The organism is Paludibaculum fermentans (assembly GCF_051172195.1).
GTDB lineage: Bacteria > Acidobacteriota > Terriglobia > Bryobacterales > Bryobacteraceae > Paludibaculum > Paludibaculum fermentans_A.
Window position 1 is genome coordinate 286329 of the sequence record NZ_JBPJAQ010000002.1, and the last position, 19005, is coordinate 305333.

The window sequence follows — 19005 nt, forward strand, 5'->3', positions numbered from 1 at the left end:
AGCTTCTATTCTAGACTTCCGGTTCGGCCTCGGCGCCGGCCGCGAACTCCGGCGGCTCCGGCTCAACAGCCACCGGCACATACACCGGCTCCGGCGGAGGCAGCGGCTTGGGCCGCACAAACGGATCGAGCTCCGCCGCCGTACCCCAGGCCATCATGCGCAGCCACACGCGGCTGAACACGTACAACTGCTGCACCACGATCAGCGCCAGGACCTTGCCCGCGCCGCCGCCCTGCAGCCAGTTGGACACCGGCAGATACAGGCCCACGAATACGGCCAGGATCACCATCAGCACCAGCCACGCGCCCATCGTCTTGCCCAGGTGGGTCAACACCAGGCGCATCGAGCCGAAGGCCGCCCGCAGGCTCTTGCGGCTGTCATCCGACACCAGCCGCACCTTGGCGTAATCCATCGCCGTGCTCACCACGCCGCACAGTACGATCGTCAGACCACTCACCACCCAGCCGGCAATGATCAGCTGGTGATCCTCCATCCCCTCGCCCCACGCCTTCTCGGCGAGTTTGCGGAGAATCCGCTGCAGGATCAGCACGCTGCCATAGAAGAGCAGCGAGTAAAGCGTCAGCCGCAGGAACCGCCAGAAGTAGCGTCCGCAGCCTTCATAGAACATGCGCGGCGAGTAATCAGGACCGTCGTACACCAGCATCTTTACCGCGCCGCCGGCCAGAAAGATGCTGCCCATGAACAGCAGAAACACCGCCAGCAGCAGCGTCGGCACGATGGCGCTCAGCGGGCTGCCCTGCACATAGAAATAGAGCTCCACCAGCCAGGCGATGTCGAACCCCTTCACCAGCTCGGAACCATACCGGCTGTGGCTCAGGTTCGAGATCGCGACGCCCATCAGCGGCACCGCCACGAACGCCGCCATCAGCGTGTGAAAGAACCAGTACGCCACAATCATCCGCTTGCGCAGGGATACGCGCCCGGCCGCGCCGGAAATTGCCTGTAATACCGTCATGACGTCTATCCCCCTACGCGAGCGAGGTCATCCACAGCGAGAGGTTCTGGATCCAGAACAATAGCTGCATAGTCCAGGTCGTGCTCAGCCGCTTGTTATAGTCCGCCTGCCAGCTGTTGTTGGCATAGCTGACGTCCAGCTCGTATTTGCGTTGCGGATCCACCTGCACCCAGTCGATCTCTGTTCCCCGCAGGAACGTATATTTCACCCAGCGGTATTGCCCGTCCCAGGTGCGTTTCTCGGTCCCGCCGTCCTTGAAGTGGATCCACACCTCCACCGGCACCGTGGCGTCGCCCAGCCGCCGCACCTTTACCGTGCATTCATACTGCTTCTTGAAGGCCTTGTTGTCGTCGTTCTTATCGTCCTGCGCCTCGGCTTCCTTGCGGGTGACGACCACACGCTTGCCGTTGCGCTCCAGCGCCCCCAGCGGACTCCTCTGCTCCTTGCTCGTCACATCGCCCACGCTGTAGTCCAGCAACCGGTTGCCGAAGAAGAACTGATCGAAGAACCAGTCCAGGTTCTGGCCCGAAACCTCGTTCGCCACCTTCTGGAAATCGCGCGCCGTGGGATGGCGGAAGCGCCAGCGCTGATGGTAGGTCCGCATGACGCGCGCCATCGTGTCGTGGCCCAGATACCCTTCCAGCGAATCCAGCGTCACGCCCATTTTGGGGTAGGAGTTGATGCTATAGCTGCTCGAGTTGTAATACTGCCAGGCCGGGCGCAGCATGTTGTCGCCGGCCGGGAAGACCAGGAATTGCGCCCGGGTCAGCGAGTTGTCGCTCAGCCCGGGGAACCGCAGCAGCTTCCACATGTCCACGCCCAGCAGCTTGATGGGCAGTTCACCCATGCCGCCGAATACCTTGTCCATCACCTTCGTCGTCGAATACGTGTTGAAGCCCTCGTCCATGGGCGATTCCTCGAACTCGTTCGTCGCCACCAGCTGCATCCAGAACTGGTGCCCGAACTCGTGCACCGTCACCTCTTCCAGCAGGTGCGATTCCGGCGGCAGCTTCCACGTCGTGCCGGCCGTGATGAAAGTCGGATACTCCATGCCGCCGGAGCCTGCCGCATTGGCCGGCGGATCCACCACCGTGATCGTCTTATAGGGATACCGGCCGTACCACAGGCCAAACCACTTCAGCGCCGCCCGCAGCGAAGCGAAGTGCCGCTCCATCTGCTCGCGATGCTCCGGCTGGACCAGCGCGATCATCTTTACGTCGCTGAGCTGCGCTTCGCTCTCCGGGATGCCGTGCAGCTTCGCCACGGCGGCCACCTCCTGCGGCGTGGTCTCCTTACTGGCGACGAACATGCGTTCTTCCCGCAAATAGGTCGGCTGCGCGGTCCAGGCGAAATCGGTGACGTCTTCCTGCTCGAACGTATAGGTGGTCCGGCCGCGGCTCTCCGTCTTACCCTTCAACTCGCCGGTGGCGCCCACCACCATCTCCGAGGGCACGGTGAGCTCGACATGATACCGCCCGAAGTTGGCGAAAAACTCGCTGTTGGCATGAAACTGATGGCAGTTCCAGGCGCCCGCCGTGGAGTAGCGGAAGCCCGCCGTCTCCCACACGCCGAGCTTGGGGAACCACTGCCCACCCAGGTAAAAGTCCTTGTGGAAACCCGTTCGCGCGAACACCATGGGCATCTTCGTCTCAAACGAGATGTTGACCTGGATCGTCTCGCCCGGTTTCACCGGCTTCGGCAGTTGGACCTCGATCACCGTCCGGTCGTCGGCGTTATTGTCATCGGGATGAATGAAGCGGATCGCGCTGGTGAGGTCCGCACCCCCCTGCTCCATCTTCCTGATGTCGATCCAGCCCCATTCGTCGCCCTTGAACTTGTCGCCCCGCAACTGTCCGCCGGACTCCTTGAAGAACGTGCTCTTCGAGTTGCTGAACCCGTTCATGTAAAGGTGAAAGCGCAGCGCCGGCACGGTGTCCGGCGAGTCGTTCAGCCACGTCAGCACCTCATGCCCGGTGATGATGTGTGACTTGGTGTCGAGCGTGGCCTTGATGTCGTAGCTGGCCACAGGCCTGCTCATCGCGCCTTGGGCGCAGGCGGCGCAGGCGAGCAGGGCAAGGACGGTTCTCATGACTATTTCTCCAGTCCGGTATGCCGGCGAATCCAGGTTGTGATTGTCTCCAGAAAGACGGGCGCCAGCGTCTCGTCGATCTGGCCGTACTCCTGCACCAGGCCCGTTTGGGCGGTCTGGAACAGATGATTGAGTCCGGGCAGGCGCACAATGCGGAAGTCTTTGTTGCCGCCCTTTTTGAGCGCGGCTTCGATGGGCGGGACGTTCTGATCGGCGATCACCTGCAGGTCTTTCTCGCCGTTCAGCACCAGCACCGGGCAGCGCAGCTTCTGCAGCGTGGGCGCGGGATCGTAGAAAGCGAACTCGCGCATCCAGGCGGAGGCAAAACCGCGCGCCTGCGACTCGGCTCCGGGGATGCCCGCCAGCACTGCCTTCAGCTTGGTTTCGGCGGCGGCATCGTCCTTCTCCTCGGCCAGCACGGCAAAGATCTTGGCCTGGTAATCGGCGTTGCGATCGCTCACTTCCTTGGACACGCCGGACGCCGCATTGATCCGCGCGGCCTGCAACAGCATCACGGCCTGCCCGGGTACGCCGGTGCCGGCCATCAATACGACAAACGCCACTTCCGGCCGGCGCGCCGCCACCATCGGGGCCACGATGCCGCCTTCACTATGGCCGACCAGGCCGATGCGGGCGGCATTCAGTTCCGGCCGCTTGCGCAGGTAGTCGAGCGCCCCTTCGGCGTCCCGCGAGAAGTCGGTAGTGGTCGAGCCGGCGAACTTACCGGTGGACTGGCCCACCCCTCGGTCGTCGTAGCGCAGCACGGCGATGCCGTGGCGCGTCAGATAGTCCGACAGCACCAGGAACGGCTTGTGCCCCATCAGCGCTTCGTCGCGGTCCTGCGGGCCCGAGCCGGTGATCAGGATCACCGCCGGAAAAGGCCCCTTGCCCGGCGGCACCGTGAGCGTTCCGGCCATCGTCACGCCTTCCGCTTTGCTGGGGAAGGTCACGTCTTCACTCTTGTAAGGCAGCGGCGGCTTGGGCTCCTGCGGGCGTCCGGAGGGAGCCTGCGTCCGCTTCAGCGTCACCGGTTGCTCCTTGCCCTGCAGAAAGGTGCCCGCGATCTCGTCGCCCGCCTCGTTCATCTGGCCGTCGAAGCCGGCATTGATCGCCGTCATCTCCCAATGAAAGCGGCCGTTGGTGAACGTCACCTCGCTCAGCGGCAGGCCGAACGCGCCCTGTTCGGGGACATCCATCTTCGCGGCCAATGAGCCGTCGGCCGCCCGGGTGACGTGCACGCGCAGCCGCACAGCGCCGCGGCCTGTCTGTACCGGTCCTTCCCAACTGCCCTCGATGCCCGGCCCCTGTCCCATCGCCAGGAGGCTGGTAAGGACTATCAGAGCCGCATGTCGGAAGAGACACATGAAGTCATCATAGCCTTGCATGGGGCCTGACCTTCAAGCGCTCCGGGTATAGAATACAGAGCATATGAGGGGCGCCCGTATACTATGGGCCGCCATTGTGGCGGCTGGTGCTGCGTCTGCCCAGACGAAGCCCGATTTCTCAGCGGACATCCAACCGCTCTTTGCCCGCAAGTGCCTGATGTGCCACAACGGCAAATCGGCGCAGAACGGCGTGCGCCTGGACGATGGCGACGCGGCCCTGGCCGGAGGCTACTCGGGTCCCGTCATCGTGCCCGGAAAGAGCAATGAATCCAAGCTGTTCCAGCGCATCACGAGTACCAAAAAAGGCTTCATGATGCCGCCCGTCGGGGCGCCGCTCAGCGAAGCCGAAACCGCTTCCATCAAAGCCTGGATCGATGCCGGCGCCAACTGGCCTCGCGCGGAGAAGACCGCCAAGGCCGCCCGTCCCGCCCACTGGGCTTACCAGCCTATTCGCCATCCTGACTCTCCGGACGTGCGCAACAAGAGCTGGGCCCGCAACCCGATCGATAGCTTCGTTTTAGCCCGGCTGGAGGCGGAAAACCTCACGCCTTCCCCCGAAGCCTCCAAAACCAGCCTGCTGCGCCGCGTGTCGCTGGACCTCACCGGCCTGCCGCCCACGCCCGACGAAGTGAAGGCGTTTCTGGCCGACAACCGTCCCGACGCCTATGAGCGCCAGGTGGACCGCCTGCTGGCCTCCTCCCACTACGGCGAGGAGCGCGCCAAGAAATGGCTGGACTTGGCCCGCTATGCCGACAGCGACGGCTATGAGAAAGACGTGGTCCGCCCCTACGCCTGGCGCTGGCGCAATTACGTCATCGACTCCTTCAACCGCGATACGCCGTTCGACCAGTTCACCATCGAGCAACTCGCCGGCGACCTGCTGCCCCAGGCGCAGACTGAGCAACTGGTGGCCACCGGCTTCCAGCGCAACTCGCTCACCAATCGCGAGGGCGGCGTCGACCGCAAGGAGAACCGCTTCGACCAGCTCATCAACCGCACCAACACGGCCAGCACCGTGTGGCTGGGGCTGACCATGGGCTGCGCGCAGTGCCATGACCACAAGTACGACGCCATCAGCCAGAAAGAGTATTACTCGATGTTCGCCTTCTTCAACCGCTCGGATGAAGTCGACATCAACGCGCCGATGCCGGGCGAGACCGGCCCCTGGATGCGCTCGCGTCCGGCCTATCTGGAAGAGGTGGCGTCGCTGAAAAAGCTGTACGACGTCGACGAACTGCAGACCGAGTGGGAGAACTATATGCGGGCGGCCATGGACACCCCCGGCAAGGATCTCGAATGGGATTTCTCGCTCTCGGCCGTCATCACCATGTTCGACCGTTTCCAGGAGATCCTGAAGACGCCTCCGGACCAACGCTCAGAGCGCGATGCCGATGCCGTTTTCCACTGGTTCATCGCCAACACCGGACCGCTGAAGGATCGCGATCGCGACCGCCTGATGGGCATCCGCGACCTGCGCCGCCGCATCGCCCGGCTGGACGAACGCCAGCCCAAACTGACTGAGGCGAACGTGATGGCCGAACTGGCCGCGCCGCAGCCGGCTCACGTCGCCATCAAGGGCGACTACCGTTCCCCCGGCGTTGAAGTGGAGCCCGGGACCCTGGCCGCGCTGCCGCCCATGCCGGCCGGCGCTCCGAAGAACCGTTTGACGCTGGCCCGCTGGCTGGTCTCCAAAGACAATCCGCTCACGGCGCGCGTCACCGTCAACCGCCTCTGGCAGGACCTGTTCGGCCGCGGCATCGTGAAGACCTCAGAGGACTTCGGTACCCAGGGCGACAAGCCGTCGCATCCCGAACTGCTCGACTGGCTGGCCAGCGACTTCCGGGACAACGGCTGGAGCGTCAAGCACGCCTTGCGGACGATCGTGACCTCGGCCACTTACCGGCAGAGTTCCCGTGTGCGGCCCGAGTTGAAGGAGAAGGATCCGGAGAACGTCCTGCTGGCCCGGCAGTCGCGGGTCCGGCTGGAAGCGGAGAGCATCCGTGATTCCGCCCTGGCGGCCAGCGGGCTGCTGAACCCCGACATCGGCGGCCCCAGCGTGCATCCGCCGCAGCCCAAGGGCGTGGCCGAACTCGGCTATGCCGGCAGTGTGAAGTGGACGAACGATGAGGACGCGAAGCGCTACCGGCGCGGCCTTTACATCCACTTCCAGCGCACGACGCCTTACCCGATGCTGATGAACTTCGACCGGCCGGATTCGAACGTCTCCTGCTCGCGCCGCCGCCAGTCGAACTCGCCGCTGCAGGCGCTGAACCTGATGAACGACCCCGTGTTCTACGAGGCCGCCCAGGCGCTGGCGCTGCGCGTCAACCAGGAGGCGCAGCCGGAACGCCGCATCGACTACCTGTTCGAGCTCACGCTGGGCCGCGATCCTTCCTCCCGGGAACGGGAACGCGTGCAGAAGCTGATCGACCAGCAGGCCACCTCGATGGCCAAAGACCAGGCACAGGCCGCGGCGCTGCTGCCGCTGAAGCCGCAGAACGCCGCCTGGACGACGGCCGCCCGAGCTGTGCTGAATCTCGAAGAATTCATTACCAGGGAGTAGCCACCATGATTCGCGACGAAAACGATTTTCGAGCCCTGCGCGACCGCCGGCGATTCCTGCGTGAGGTCGGGTGTGGGATTGGCACGATGGGCTTGGCCCACCTGCTGGGGGCGGAAGGCCGCGCGGCCTCGGGTCCGGCGGACAATCCGCTGTTGCCCAAGCTGCCGCCGCTGCCCGCCAAAGCCAAGAACGTGATCTTCATGTTCATGGAAGGCGCGCCCAGCCAGATGGATCTGTTCGATCCCAAGCCGGGCCTGCAGAAGATCAGTGGCCAGACCCTGCCGGAGTCGCTCACCTCGCAACTGCGCCTGGCGTTCATCAAGAAAGACGCCAAGGTGCTGGCCAGCCCGCGCACGTTCAAGCCGTACGGCCAGTCGGGCATCGAGTACTCCGACTACATCCCGAACATCGCTTCCTGCGCCGACGACATCTGCCTGGTGCGGTCGATGTACACCGAGGCGTTCAACCACCATCCGGGCCAGTTGCTGCTGTTCACGGGTTCGATCCAGATTGGCCGCCCGACGATTGGGGCGTGGTCGCTCTACGGCCTGGGCAGCGAGTCGAAGAACCTGCCTGGTTTCGTGGTGCTGACCTCGGGCGTAGGCACCAGCGGCGGCGCATCGAACTTCTCCAGCGGATTCCTGCCTTCGCACTACCAGGGCACCGTGCTGCGCAACTCGGGCGATCCGGTGTTGTATCTGTCGAATCCGGAAGGCGTGGCGGCCCAGACGCAGCGCGCCACGCTGGACGCGATCCGCGACCTGAACCAGGAGCACATGGCCGAGACCGGGGATCCGGAGATCGCCTCGCGCATCGCCAGCTATGAGCTGGGCTACCGCATGCAGAGCGCGGCTCCGGAGATGGCCGACCTGTCGAAGGAACCCGCCCACATCCGCGAGATGTACGGCATCGATGATCCCAAGACGAAGCAGTTTGGCACCAACTGCCTGATGGCTCGCCGCTTAGTGGAGCGTGGGGTGCGCTTCGTGCTGATGATGCACGCCTCGTGGGATCAGCACACTTACCTGAACCGCGACCTCAAGAAGAACTGCGACATCTCAGACAAGCCCACGGCCGCCCTCATCAAGGACCTGAAGCAGCGCGGTTTGCTGGATTCGACGCTGATTGTGTGGGGCGGGGAATTCGGACGGACGCCGATGGTGGAGATCCGCAATACGCAGGATCCAGAGAACGCCGGCCGCGACCACCATCCTCTGGCCTACTCCATGTTCATGGCGGGCGGCGGCATCAAGGGCGGGCAGGTGATTGGCAAGACGGACGACATCGGCTTCAACATCGTGGAGGACAAGGTGCATGTCCACGACCTGCAGGCGACCATCCTGAATCGCCTGGGCTTCGATCATACCAAGCTGACCTTCCGCCACATGGGCCGCGATTTCCGGCTCACCGACGTCGAGGGCGAGGTGGTCAAAAAGGCTCTCGCGTAGCCTGGGAATGCCCGAATCCGTTGCAAGCGCTAGTCAATTCGCGCCTGTAAATCTTTTTTCATGAGCTCCTGATCTCTTTCCAAATTGGAACGCGCATATCTAAGTGAGCGTCAAGAGGAGAGTAGGGAAATGAGCACCATGAAAGAGATGATTCGGGACCTCGTGATTGTCTCGGCCATCGGCGGACTGCTGAGTGGCTGGGTCATCTCCAAGGTTCTTGGGCTGGGCTAACGCGCCTCGCAGCGCGTGCGCTGCATGGGAAAGTCGACGGCTTGTTCCTTGCCGTTCCGGGAGCCTTCAATCCGGGCGGCCAGGCCATCGGCGGTCCGGCGGTAGAGAATCCGCTGGGGGAAATCGTGGGCCAGATTTTCGAACACCACCTCATCCCCTGATTGTTTGATCAATGTAAACGCCACCGGTGCCTGGGAAGAGCCGATGCGCGGCGTGTAAGTGATCACACCCTGTTTGGTTTCGATCCTCATGAACTCGTGAAACACGGCTTTGTCCTGCTTCACGGTTCGCGATAACCCCAACATCATGCCGCCCACGGGCAGGCTCCATTGTTCGTCGACCCGCACGGGGCCGCCCTGCGAGGTCCAGCAGCCGGCCATCCAGTCGAGTTGATTGGCATCGGCGCCGAGCAGGGCGGCGGGCAGTAGAAGCAGCAGTAGTTTTCGCATAAGCAGTAGTCTAGCCGCACAGACCGCGAGCGCATTGGAGAAATGCGACATTTTCAGCGGTCCGGCCGGGCGAGATGTTCTCCCATACCGGGGAGGCTCCCGACCAGCCGGGCAGGAGGCGCGCCCGCCAGGGACAGATAATCACTGTTCATGTGGGCCTGGTCGAAGTAACCGGCTTCGACCGCGATGCGCGCCCAGTTCCACCTCGGATGCAGCCGCCGCAAGTGCAGGCTGTGCTGCATCCGGCGGATCCGGGACCAACTCTTCGGACTCAACCCCACCTGGTCCTGAAACAACCGTTCCAACTGCCTGCGGCTGCACCCGGACTGGCGGGCGAGCTCTTCCACCCGCAGGCGCGGTTGGCGGAGCGCCGCCTCTATCGCCGAAGCGGCCGGTTTTCGAAGGCGCCCCATCAGGAAGCGGTCCACTACTAAGATCCGTTCCGCCGTGCCGCGCGCATTGCCCAGTTGCTCACCCAACGGCGAGCCCCAGATTTCGTCCAGTGGCAGGATTCGTCCGGTGGTTTCCGCCTGGCGCCAACCGGTGAGCATCCAGGCTCCGGCGGGCCGGAAGCGGATGCCAAACACGTTGAGGCGAGCGGCGGGCTGCAGCAGGACGGTCGACTCCATCTGGCCGATCCAGAGTCCGCGCGGTTGGTGGAGGGCCGTTCCATCGGGGAGCAGCCGGCGTGGAGGGTCGGCCAGATGGAGCACGGCTTCGCAATGGCCATCGGGCAGGATGGGCTGTACGGATCCATCCCCGGCGCCGGCCAGGGTCCAGTAGCAGTCCACGGCGGCAGCCAGGGCCGGACTGGGCCGGTGCTCCTCGTAGCGCATCAACTGAATGTTAACCGGAAAAACGGGTCAAGAAGCGTCGAACAGAGTTTCTTCGGGTGCGTGCAGCACTTTCTCCGCATCAGCCGTGTCAGGAACGATCAACCGGTAGGTGATGCCGCCCAGCTGGACCAGGCCGGACGGGCCGAAGTGCAGGTTGCCGCGGCCGGGTGTCGAGCGTGTGATGCCCATCAGCCCGTCCAGCAGGACTGGCCGGTCGATGGGTGCGGTGACGGGGTAGTGGCCCGGATCGCCCAGTTCAAAGCGCGTGGCCCGGTAGTGCTCGATAATCCGGACTGCCAGCGCCAGGTCGCCTTTGCGCTGGCCGTGGAACTGTACGGCCTGGGTCATCAGCGAATTGCGCAGGTCCTCGCGGGTGCGGGCCTGGCCCAACTGGCCGTAATTCGTTGAGAAGATGATGTCGCGGGTGGCGAGGTAGGGTTTGATGTCCAGCACGGGGGTGCCGTCCATGAAGTCGAGACGGTCCAGCCGGATGGTCAAGCCATCGAGGGCGATGACGCGGGCGGCGGTGAGGCCGATGGGATTGGGCCGCGCGGGCGAGCGCACGGCAAACACACCGTGCAGGCCGCTGGGGCTGCGATCGACATAACCGCGCGGGATCACCTGCAGGACATGCCGTTCGTCCCGGCCCTGGCCCAGCCAGCCGAAGATCCAGAGATGCGAGTGCTTCTCGATCTTCAGCAGGGCATCGGCAAATTCAGGCAGGATTTCGACGGCGGCCGTGGCGCCCCAGGTGGGCATGGCTTTCCTGTCGAGGACTTCCGACCGGACATAGCCCACGGGGCGGACAGCAAACTCAACACTCACGCTAAGCTCCGCGAGGTTTGACGACCAGCTCGTTCACCACGCCTTTGACGCCCTTCACCTTCTTAGTGATGCGTTCGGCCTTGGCCTTCAGCTTGTCGCTTTCGACTGAGCCTTTGATCGTGACGGTCCCTTCCTTCACTTCCACCACCAGCGTGCCGCCCTTCACATCAGGATCGTTCGCCAGCTTGCGAAGGACCGCGTTGTAGACCATGTCGTCGGTGACCTTGTCGTCAGCAAAGACGGCGACCGTCTGGAAAAGGAAGAAAAAGACGAGAAACAGGGATAGGATTCGCATGTCGCTACTCCCCCTTATTATCCTCTGAATCGGCTGCAGTGGAGGCCTCTCCTCCGATCATTGCGCGCCAGTCGAGCTCCCTGAGGAACGACTCGTTTTCGCGCCACTTGGGATTCACCTTTACGAACAGTGTGAGGAAGACCTTCTTCTCCAGCAACTTTTCGATCTCGAGCCGCGCTTCGGTGCCGATCTGTTTCATGAGCGCTCCGCGGGCGCCCAGAATGATGGCTTTCTGTCCGGGCCGCTCCACGTGGATGGTGGCCGTGATGCGCGTCAGCCGGCCCTCTTCCTTCCACTCGTCGACGAGCACCGCGACGGAGTGCGGAACCTCCTGCCGGGTGGTGAGCAGGATCTTCTCGCGAATGATCTCGGCGGCCATGAACCGCTCCGGCTGATCGGTGATGTAGTCTTCCGGGTAATAGGCCGGGCCGACGGGCATCTGCTCCAGAATGGCGGCGCGCAGCACTTCCAGCCCCTCGCCGGTTTCGGCGGAGATGGGGAAGTACTCAGTGAACTCGCGCAGTTTGCTGAACGCCTCGATCACAGGCAGCAGGTCGTTCTTCTTGTCGATGAGGTCGATCTTGTTGAAGAGGGCGAAGACCTTGGTGCCGGTGTCCTTGATGAGTTCCAGCGACTTTTCGTCTTCGGGGCCCGGACGGCGCGTACCGTCGATGAGGTAGAGCAGCAGGTCGCGTTCTTCCAGCGCCTCTTTGATCGACTCCATCATGCGGCGGTTGAAGATGGTGTCCGCGTCGTGAATGCCAGGGGTGTCGACGAAGACGATCTGCGCCTCGGGCTGCGTCAGCACGCCCTGCACCGTGGTGCGGGTGGTCTGCGGCTTATCGGCGACAATCGAAAGTTTTGTGCCCAGCAGGGCATTCAGCAGGGTCGACTTGCCGGCATTGGGCCGGCCCAGGATCGACACAAAGCCCGAACGGTGTTTCTGTTTGCTCTTACTTCTGTTCTTACTCATGCAATCTCTGCCTCGCACACAGGAGGCTGTTTCAGGCGGTTTCCACTTCGGGATCCGAGATCGGATCCGCGGCCCTGATCCTGACTTTGTCGACCCGGAAATCGTCCGCGGCCAGGATTTCGATCTTCAGCCCATCCTGTTCCACTATAGTGCCCACCGCGGGTACGGCTCCGTACCATTCGCTGGCCAGGCCACCGACGGTGGTCGACTGGATGTCCTCGCCGGGCCGGTAGCCGAAGAGTTCCTGCAGGTGATCGACGTCGAACGAGCCGGAGACCGTGATGGAGCCGTCGTTGCCGCGCAACACGTCGTGCTGCGGTTCGTGTTCGTCGCGAATCTCGCCGAAGACCTCTTCGACGAGGTCTTCCATGGTGGCCAGGCCGGCGACGCTGCCGTACTCGTCGACGACATAAACAATATGGATGCCGCGTTCCTGCATCTCGCGCAGCAGTTTCGGCACGGGCTTCATCTCGGGGACCGGCTGGATGGGCCGGATGAGATCGTTGAGGGACTTTGTCTTGCGCTGCTCGTCGTCCAGTTCGTACAGATCGCGAACGTGGATGAAGCCGCTGATGTGGTCGATGTCGCCTTCGAAGACAGGAATGCGGGAGAACTGCTGCTCCTTGACCAGTTTGCGCAGGGCCTGCAGCGGTTCGTTGGCTTCGATGGCGACGATTTCGCGGCGCGGGGTCATCACTTCCAGCACTTTCTTGTCGCCGAAGGCGACGACGTTCTGGATGAGCCGCGAATCTTCCTTCTCGATGATGCCTTCTTCCTCGCCGGCCGTGATGAGGGCCTCGATCTCTTCCGACGGGTCCTGCTTCTCCTCGTCCGAGCCGGGCTCGCTGAGTTCGAAGACGGATTGCAGGAAGCCGAGGAAGGCCGTCAGCGGTTTAAACAGCAGCGCCAGGAAGAGCAGCAGCGGCACCAGCGGCAGGGCCCAATGGCCGGAAGAACGGCGGTAGAGCGCCTGCGGAATGATGTAGCTGGCGATCATCATGACCAGCCAGCCGACGACGAAGCCTTCCAGCAGCCCTTTCCAGTCCTCGCCGCGCGTGGCAGCGGCGGCGACGAAGGCCGACCCGGCGAAGACCAGCAGGCTGTGCTTGATCAGGGAATAAACGAACGCGCCCTGCTCCGTCTCGTAGCCCAGTTTCTCCTGCAGCGTGTCTTTGAAATAGCCCAGCGCCTCGAATTCCCGCGTCCGCAGGCGCAGCGATTCCAGGTAGAGCACCTGGATGAAGCTCACCAGGCAGAGTACGCAGGAGAGGATGAAGGCCAGCAGGAAGATCACTGCTTTCCCCTTTTGCGGCCGGAGCGTTCGATGAGGCCAGTCGGCAGGCCGAGTTTCCGGCGCCACTTTGCTTCCAGGCGACGCATAAGACCCTTATCGGTTTCATGGTCGTGGCCCAGCAGGTGGAGCAGGCCGTGCAGCAGCAGGATTTGGATCTCGGTGGGTGTATCGTGTCCGTGTTCGGCGGCCTGGGCGGCGGCGCGGTCAACGGAGATGGCGATATCGCCCAGCGACCCGGCCGGGCTATCGGAGGGAAAAGAGAGAACGTCGGTGGCGTAGTCCTGGCCGCGGAACTCGTTGTTGAGCCGCCGCAGTTCCTCGTCACCGGTGACCAGCGCGCAATACGAGCGTCCGGGCGCCAGGTTCCGCAGCAGTTCCCATGCGTACTTCTGGAGTTCACGGCGCTTGAGGCCGCGCGTCCGCGTCTCGAAGATCAGTAAAGGCTCAGGGCTCATGCGCCGGGTTTCGGCTCTTCGGGCGGCACTTGACCGTCAGCCAGCTTCAGGGACAATTGACGGCCCGTACCATTCTGTTCACCGTACTTTTCGTATGCTTTCACGATGCGCTGCACCAGGGGGTTCCGCACCACGTCGCGCTCGTCGAAATACAGAAAACCGGCTCCGTCGAGTCCGCGGAGCACTTCCAGGGCTTCGCTCAGACCGCAGCGGCGGCCCACTGGCAGGTCGATCTGGGTCAGGTCCCCGGTGACTACCATCTTGGAATTGAAACCCTGCCGCGTGAGAAACATCTTCATTTGTTCCGCAGTGCAGTTCTGGGCTTCGTCCAGGATGATGAAACTGTCATTTAACGTACGGCCGCGCATGAAGGCCAGCGGAGCGACCTCGATCACGTTGCGCTCCAGCGACTTTTCCACGCGTTCCGTATCCAGCATGTCGAACAGGGCGTCGTAGAGCGGGCGCAGGTAGGGGTCGATCTTCTCCTGCAGCGTGCCGGGCAGGAAGCCCAGGCGTTCCCCGGCTTCGACCGCCGGCCGGGTGAGAATGATGCGCGTAACCTGTTTATTGAGCAGGGCCGAGACGGCCATGGCCACGGCCAGGTAAGTCTTGCCCGTGCCGGCCGGTCCGATCCCGAACACCAGGTCATTGCGCTCAATCATGTCCAGATAAGCGCGCTGGTTCGGGGTTTTCGGATTGATGCGTTTCTTGCCGAAGTTGCGGGACTTGCCGCTCTCGGAGAGCAGCTTGAGGCTGGCCGTCGGGTCGGAGACCAGAATCTTGAGGAAACTGTTGACGTCCTCGCCGGACAGTTTCGTGCCGCCTTCCATCAGCGCCACGTATTCCTTAATGATCTGTTCGGCACGCCCAACCTGAGCGTCGTCGCCTTCGATCTCAAAGGCATCGTGGGTGAGGCGCGTGGTGACGGAGAGGCCCGACTCCAGTAGACGGATGTTCTCGTCTCGGGTACCAAAAAAGGACTCGAGGCCGCGGATGAGGGGGACGCGGGCTTTCATCGAAGGATGCGGAAGGCTCCGCGCAAGGCCCGGACTGGCATTCTGCCCCAATATAGCACTATCCAGTAATTCCAGGAGCGGCGCGTTCGACTTTGGCGCCGCTCCGGGGGTGCGGACTCAACAACATCCGCGAGACTAGGCGGTGAGCGTGGCGGCGCCCTGCCGGCCGCAGTGGCGATCCAGCCGGGCCCGCAGTTCCAGCCGGGCGCGCAGCAGGCGGCTCTTGGCGGCGGCGACCGTGATGCCCAGTTTGCCGGCCACCTCCTGCATGGGCAACTCCTGCATTTCCCGCAGGATGAAGACGTCGCGCAGGAGGGTGGGGATCTTGCGGATCTCCTCGCGCAGGACGGCGCCCACCTGGGTCTTGGCGACGGCCGATTCCGGCGTCGGGGCCAGGTCCGGCAGGTCGAGCGTCACGGTCTCCTCCCCGTCCAGGCCGTCGTCCAGGTAAGTGAGGCGCACGCGGCGATCCTTGCGCAGGCGCATCAGGCATTCGTTCACGACAATGCGCGACAGCCAGGTGGAAAACTTCGCGTCCTGTTGAAACTGACCGATATGCTCATAGGCCTTCCAGAAAGCGTTCTGGACCTCGTCCTCGGCATTGGTCTCGTCGCGCAGGACGGAGTAAGCCATGCGCTTGGCCATGGCTGTATGCCGTTCAATCAATTCACCAAAGGCTTCGTTATCGCCGCGCTGGGCGAGCGAGACCAAGTGGCTGTCGGGAACGCCTGCATAGACGGGATTGTAGATTCGATCCAAGCTGGAGCCCTCTTGTCTGGCGGGTCAGGGTGGAACAGCAGCCCGGCCGCCAACTCTAAACTAACAGGAGTTGCGCAACGATTGTATGTCTGGATAAAATGAACTTCAGTGCAAATAAATAGCAGCCCGTCGGATTCAGTTCAGTTAAAACAAGATTCAGTGACACAGGAGACGGGCCCGGAAACGGTGCAGCGAGTACTCTCCTCGTATGATCTTGGCCGCAAGCTGCGGCACCTGCGTTTGAGGAAGAAGATCGGGCTTGTGGACCTGGGCAAGCACACCGGCCTGTCGGCCTCGATGCTGTCGCAGTTGGAGAACGGCAAACTGGTGCCGACGCTGCCGACGCTGGCGCGGATTGCGATGGTGTTCGATGTGGGGCTGGATCATTTCTTTACGAACCGGACGAAGCGGTCGTTGTGTTCGGTGATCCGGGCGGCGGAGCGGATGCGATTTCCAGACCGGGCGGATGCGCCGTCGCCGGCATGGTTCTTTGAATGCCTGGCTTTCTCGACGCAGGAGAAGAGCATGCAGGCGTACCTGGCGACGATTGAGCCGCGGCGGCGCGAGGAAGTGAGTGACCATGTCCACGACGGGGCCGAGTTCCTCTACGTGTTGAACGGCGCGGTGGCGATTACGTACGCGGAAGAAGAGATCGAGATGAAGCAGGGTGACAGTGCGTACTTCGATGGGTCGCAGCCGCACGGGTACCGGGCGATGGGGAGTGAGCCGGCGACGGCGATCGTGGTGACCACTCCGCCGCGGCTGTAGGGGTCGACTGTTGAGAAAACAGTCATACCTTTCGCGGGGGATGCTGGATCCCCCGAAACTGGACTAGTAACGCGTTTGGCCTGGGATGCATCTTGTAAAGCGGTGATATATTGGGGATGCTGCGACCAGCGGCACTATTAAGGAGATTCAGGTCTATGAAGGCTATTCGATTGATTTTGCCGGCCGCCACGCTTGTGGCTGCCTTCCTCGCCACCAGCGGGCTCTCGTTCGCGACGAAAGAGATGGGCAGCAAGGAAAAGAAGCCCTGCTTCACGTGTCACGAGAAGGGCAAGGCTCCGACGAAGGAAGCTCCGCTTCTGAACGAGGTCGGAAAATTCTACAAGGAAAAGAAGACCCTCGAGGGTGCACCGAAGAAGTAACGGACCGCTGCCTGATGAGGATGGCCGGCTGAATCGGCCTTGGGCGAAATGTTAAAATCCGCGTGGACCGCTAAGTTCGGCCACGCATTGGAGAAAATATGAAAGCACTCCGTCTGATTCTGCCGGCAGCCACGCTTGTGGCCGCCATCTTTGCCACCATGGGCGTCTCTTCCGCTACACCGGCCTACCAGAAGAAAGAAAAGAAGCCCTGCGCGACCTGTCATGAGAAGGGTGCGAAGCCGACGAAGGACGCTCCTGCCCTGACGGAAGTCGGCAAGTACTATCACGAGAAGAAGACCTTGGAAGGCGCTCCGGCCGCCAAGTAGTTTTGTGATTCGAGTGGCGGCTGTGAAATAGGTAAGAGAATTCCGGCGCTCCCGGCACTAGTTGGGAGAAGTGCTGGAGATTCTCAAAGTGTGGCTGGGCGCTGCCGATCAGAGCCTGGCCCGTCTCGCCGCCGCCACCCTGCTTCCGCTGGGGCTTTATCTGCTGGCCAGCGGTCTGGACGACATGGTCCTGGATGTCTGCTGGCTCTGGCGCAAACTGCGGCGCTGCCCTCCGTCCCTCTCCTCCGATTCCCCAACTGCGACGATTGCCGTCTACATTCCTCTGTGGCAGGAAGCGGAGGTGATTGGTCCAATGCTGGACCACAACCTGTCGGCGATCGACTACCGCGACTATGAGGTATTCGTGGGGGTATACCAGAACGATGCCGCCACGCGCGGCGCCGTGCTGGCTTTGGCGCGGCGGCATGCGCGGGTCCACCTCGCGGAAGTGCCGCACGACGGTCCCACCTCGAAAGCGGATTGCCTGAACTGGATCCGGCAGCGGATGCTGCTGCACGAGGACCAGCACGACCTGAAGTTTGACGTGGTGGTGATGCACGATGCGGAGGATCTCATCCATCCTCAGTCGTTTCATCGCATCAGCCAATACTCGACCGTGTACGACATGATCCAGGTTCCGGTGCTGGCGCTGCCCACCGCCTTGCGCGAGTGGACGCACGGTGTCTACTGCGACGACTTCGCCGAGAGCCAGGGAAAGGACCTGGAGACTCGCGTCCAGCTGGGCGGCTTCCTGCCGGGCTGCGGCGTGGGGACTGCTTTCCGCCGGGAGGCGTTGGATCAATTGGCCGAGGCGAGCCAGAACTGTATTTTCAACCCGGGCTCGTTGACCGAGGACTACGACAACGGACTACGGATGTTCCGGATGGGCTGCAGACAGGCCATGCTGCCGCTGGAGACGGCCGGAGGTAGTCTGGTGGCGACCAGGGAATACTTCCCCCGGCGGGCGGCCCAGGCGATGCGGCAGCGCAGCCGCTGGGTGACTGGGAATGCCCTGCAGGCCTGGGAACGATTCGGCTGGGGGCAGGATTTGCCCAGCCCCTGGGTACAGCGCTGGTTCCTGTGGCGTGATCGCAAGGGGATCTGGGGCAACCCGTTGAGTTTGTTATGCAATCTGATCCTGCTGTACGGCGTGGTGTCGTGGTGCGTCAACACGTCGGCCCATCGCGAGTGGCCGCTGCGCACACTGGTTCACTCCACACCGGGCATGCTGGGGCTGCTGCTGGTGAACGCTTCTTTGCTGACCGCCCGCCTGGTGGTGAGAACCTCGGCGGTTGCCAGGATCTACGGCATTTTGTTTGCTTTAGGCGTACCGCTCCGCATGCTGTGGGGGAACTGGATCAATACCCGCGCGACCCTGGCGGCCCTGCGGCTGTGGCTGCGGCACTACTGGAAGCATGAGCCGTTGCGGTGGCTGAAGACGGAGCACTGTTATCCCAGCCGGGAGGCGCTGATGCCCCACAAACGCCGCCTGGGCGAGTTGCTGGTGAGCATGGGCGATTGTTCCCAGTTGGAGATAGACCAGGCGCTGGCTGCGAGGCCGCCCGGTACGCTGCTGGGTAACTATCTGGTGGAATTGGGGTTACTGACCGAGGCAAGGCTTTATCAGGTGCTGGGCATCCAGCAGTGCCTGCCGACGGCCGAGATCGGCTTCGCCGTGGTGACGGCGCGGGTTGCCCGTTCGCTGCCGCAGAGAGTGATGCGGGAGTGGGGCGTATTGCCGTTCCGGATCCAGGATGGCGCCCTGGACGTAGCCTCTCCGCGCATCCCCAGCGATGAGATGCACGTTTCGCTGCAGCGCTTTACGCGGCTTCACATCCGCTTCCACCTGGTCACGCCGAGTGCCTTGAAGTCGCTGCACAAGGAATTCCTGTAGGCGCAGATCCGGGCATGCCGGGCGGCGAAGCTCAGGTGGTCAG

18 protein-coding genes are annotated in these 19005 nt (G+C 62.9%); 6 read left to right on the top strand and 12 right to left on the bottom strand.

What is annotated here, in order from left to right; all coding sequences use genetic code 11:
• Window positions 1–10: 10 nt before the first annotated feature.
• The 3 genes from ACR9Y2_RS27780 to ACR9Y2_RS27790 are packed head-to-tail and all read right to left on the bottom strand — an operon-like array spanning window position 11 to window position 4450.
• On the bottom strand, window positions 11–976 hold the full coding sequence (locus ACR9Y2_RS27780) for a hypothetical protein (RefSeq protein WP_435045133.1): 966 nt from the start codon (window positions 974–976) through the stop codon (window positions 11–13).
• 13 nt (window positions 977–989) lie between these two features.
• Complete coding sequence (locus ACR9Y2_RS27785; protein WP_435045134.1) at window positions 990–3065, bottom strand: M1 family metallopeptidase; 2076 nt, start codon at window positions 3063–3065, stop codon at window positions 990–992.
• Between the two features lie 2 nt (window positions 3066–3067).
• Window positions 3068–4450: an alpha/beta hydrolase family protein gene (locus tag ACR9Y2_RS27790; protein ID WP_435045135.1), complete on the bottom strand. Its 1383-nt coding sequence runs from the start codon at window positions 4448–4450 to the stop codon at window positions 3068–3070.
• 43 nt (window positions 4451–4493) lie between these two features.
• On the opposite strand from ACR9Y2_RS27790, the gene ACR9Y2_RS27795 reads away from it, so the two are divergent.
• Together ACR9Y2_RS27795 and ACR9Y2_RS27800 are read left to right on the top strand one after the other, a co-directional pair.
• Complete coding sequence (locus ACR9Y2_RS27795; RefSeq protein ID WP_435045136.1) at window positions 4494–7013, top strand: PSD1 and planctomycete cytochrome C domain-containing protein; 2520 nt, start codon at window positions 4494–4496, stop codon at window positions 7011–7013.
• A gap of 5 nt (window positions 7014–7018) precedes the next feature.
• On the top strand, window positions 7019–8461 hold the full coding sequence (locus ACR9Y2_RS27800) for a DUF1501 domain-containing protein (RefSeq protein WP_435045137.1): 1443 nt from the start codon (window positions 7019–7021) through the stop codon (window positions 8459–8461).
• Window positions 8462–8688: 227 nt separating this feature from the next.
• On the opposite strand, the gene ACR9Y2_RS27805 is transcribed toward ACR9Y2_RS27800, so the two are convergent.
• The 9 genes from ACR9Y2_RS27805 to ACR9Y2_RS27845 all read right to left on the bottom strand — a co-directional run bounded on the left by ACR9Y2_RS27805 (window position 8689) and on the right by ACR9Y2_RS27845 (window position 15594).
• Entirely contained in the window at window positions 8689–9141 is a 453-nt protein-coding gene (locus ACR9Y2_RS27805; RefSeq protein WP_435045138.1) for a DUF6265 family protein, read from the bottom strand.
• Window positions 9142–9194: 53 nt separating this feature from the next.
• Window positions 9195–9977, bottom strand: coding sequence for a DUF6597 domain-containing transcriptional factor (locus ACR9Y2_RS27810; RefSeq protein WP_435045139.1), 783 nt, complete (start codon window positions 9975–9977; stop codon window positions 9195–9197).
• 27 nt (window positions 9978–10004) lie between these two features.
• Window positions 10005–10802: a tRNA (N6-threonylcarbamoyladenosine(37)-N6)-methyltransferase TrmO gene (gene tsaA / locus ACR9Y2_RS27815; RefSeq protein WP_435045140.1), complete on the bottom strand. Its 798-nt coding sequence runs from the start codon at window positions 10800–10802 to the stop codon at window positions 10005–10007.
• Window position 10803: 1 nt separating this feature from the next.
• A complete protein-coding gene (locus ACR9Y2_RS27820; RefSeq protein WP_435045141.1) occupies window positions 10804–11097 on the bottom strand; it encodes a BON domain-containing protein in 294 nt (97 codons plus the stop codon).
• A gap of 4 nt (window positions 11098–11101) precedes the next feature.
• A complete protein-coding gene (era, locus tag ACR9Y2_RS27825; RefSeq protein WP_435045142.1) occupies window positions 11102–12070 on the bottom strand; it encodes a GTPase Era in 969 nt (322 codons plus the stop codon).
• Between the two features lie 31 nt (window positions 12071–12101).
• Window positions 12102–13364 (bottom strand): hemolysin family protein, encoded by a 1263-nt coding sequence (locus tag ACR9Y2_RS27830; RefSeq protein WP_435045143.1) that lies wholly within the window; start codon window positions 13362–13364, stop codon window positions 12102–12104.
• The gene (gene ybeY / locus ACR9Y2_RS27835) at window positions 13361–13819 is read right to left on the bottom strand and encodes an rRNA maturation RNase YbeY (protein ID WP_435045144.1); all 459 of its coding nucleotides are present in this window, start codon (window positions 13817–13819) and stop codon (window positions 13361–13363) included. Before ybeY ends, ACR9Y2_RS27830 begins: the two co-directional genes overlap by 4 nt.
• Window positions 13816–14835, bottom strand: coding sequence for a PhoH family protein (locus ACR9Y2_RS27840; RefSeq protein WP_435045145.1), 1020 nt, complete (start codon window positions 14833–14835; stop codon window positions 13816–13818). The genes ybeY and ACR9Y2_RS27840 overlap by 4 nt, the downstream gene beginning before the upstream one ends.
• Before the next feature lie 135 nt (window positions 14836–14970).
• Window positions 14971–15594 (bottom strand): sigma-70 family RNA polymerase sigma factor, encoded by a 624-nt coding sequence (locus ACR9Y2_RS27845; protein WP_435045146.1) that lies wholly within the window; start codon window positions 15592–15594, stop codon window positions 14971–14973.
• 186 nt (window positions 15595–15780) lie between these two features.
• On the opposite strand from ACR9Y2_RS27845, the gene ACR9Y2_RS27850 reads away from it, so the two are divergent.
• The 4 genes from ACR9Y2_RS27850 to ACR9Y2_RS27865 all read left to right on the top strand — a co-directional run bounded on the left by ACR9Y2_RS27850 (window position 15781) and on the right by ACR9Y2_RS27865 (window position 18962).
• Entirely contained in the window at window positions 15781–16362 is a 582-nt protein-coding gene (locus ACR9Y2_RS27850) for a helix-turn-helix domain-containing protein (protein WP_435045147.1), read from the top strand.
• A 155-nt stretch (window positions 16363–16517) separates the two neighbouring features.
• On the top strand, window positions 16518–16742 hold the full coding sequence (locus ACR9Y2_RS27855) for a hypothetical protein (RefSeq protein WP_435045148.1): 225 nt from the start codon (window positions 16518–16520) through the stop codon (window positions 16740–16742).
• 98 nt (window positions 16743–16840) lie between these two features.
• Window positions 16841–17068, top strand: a complete 228-nt coding sequence (locus ACR9Y2_RS27860) for a hypothetical protein (protein WP_435045149.1) — start codon at window positions 16841–16843, stop codon at window positions 17066–17068.
• 70 nt (window positions 17069–17138) lie between these two features.
• Complete coding sequence (locus ACR9Y2_RS27865; RefSeq protein ID WP_435045150.1) at window positions 17139–18962, top strand: glycosyl transferase family protein; 1824 nt, start codon at window positions 17139–17141, stop codon at window positions 18960–18962.
• The last annotated feature ends 43 nt before the right edge of the window (window positions 18963–19005 follow it).

Coding starts and splice junctions, on each gene's coding strand:
- ACR9Y2_RS27780 (WP_435045133.1), bottom strand. CDS start 976: ATGACGGTATTACAGGCAATTTCCGGCGCGGCCGGGCGCGTATCCCTG.
- ACR9Y2_RS27785 (WP_435045134.1), bottom strand. CDS start 3,065: ATGAGAACCGTCCTTGCCCTGCTCGCCTGCGCCGCCTGCGCCCAAGGC.
- ACR9Y2_RS27790 (WP_435045135.1), bottom strand. CDS start 4,450: ATGCAAGGCTATGATGACTTCATGTGTCTCTTCCGACATGCGGCTCTG.
- ACR9Y2_RS27795 (WP_435045136.1), top strand. CDS start 4,494: ATGAGGGGCGCCCGTATACTATGGGCCGCCATTGTGGCGGCTGGTGCT.
- ACR9Y2_RS27800 (WP_435045137.1), top strand. CDS start 7,019: ATGATTCGCGACGAAAACGATTTTCGAGCCCTGCGCGACCGCCGGCGA.
- ACR9Y2_RS27805 (WP_435045138.1), bottom strand. CDS start 9,141: ATGCGAAAACTACTGCTGCTTCTACTGCCCGCCGCCCTGCTCGGCGCC.
- ACR9Y2_RS27810 (WP_435045139.1), bottom strand. CDS start 9,977: ATGCGCTACGAGGAGCACCGGCCCAGTCCGGCCCTGGCTGCCGCCGTG.
- ACR9Y2_RS27820 (WP_435045141.1), bottom strand. CDS start 11,097: ATGCGAATCCTATCCCTGTTTCTCGTCTTTTTCTTCCTTTTCCAGACG.
- era (WP_435045142.1), bottom strand. CDS start 12,070: ATGAGTAAGAACAGAAGTAAGAGCAAACAGAAACACCGTTCGGGCTTT.
- ybeY (WP_435045144.1), bottom strand. CDS start 13,819: ATGAGCCCTGAGCCTTTACTGATCTTCGAGACGCGGACGCGCGGCCTC.
- ACR9Y2_RS27840 (WP_435045145.1), bottom strand. CDS start 14,835: ATGAAAGCCCGCGTCCCCCTCATCCGCGGCCTCGAGTCCTTTTTTGGT.
- ACR9Y2_RS27855 (WP_435045148.1), top strand. CDS start 16,518: ATGAAGGCTATTCGATTGATTTTGCCGGCCGCCACGCTTGTGGCTGCC.
- ACR9Y2_RS27860 (WP_435045149.1), top strand. CDS start 16,841: ATGAAAGCACTCCGTCTGATTCTGCCGGCAGCCACGCTTGTGGCCGCC.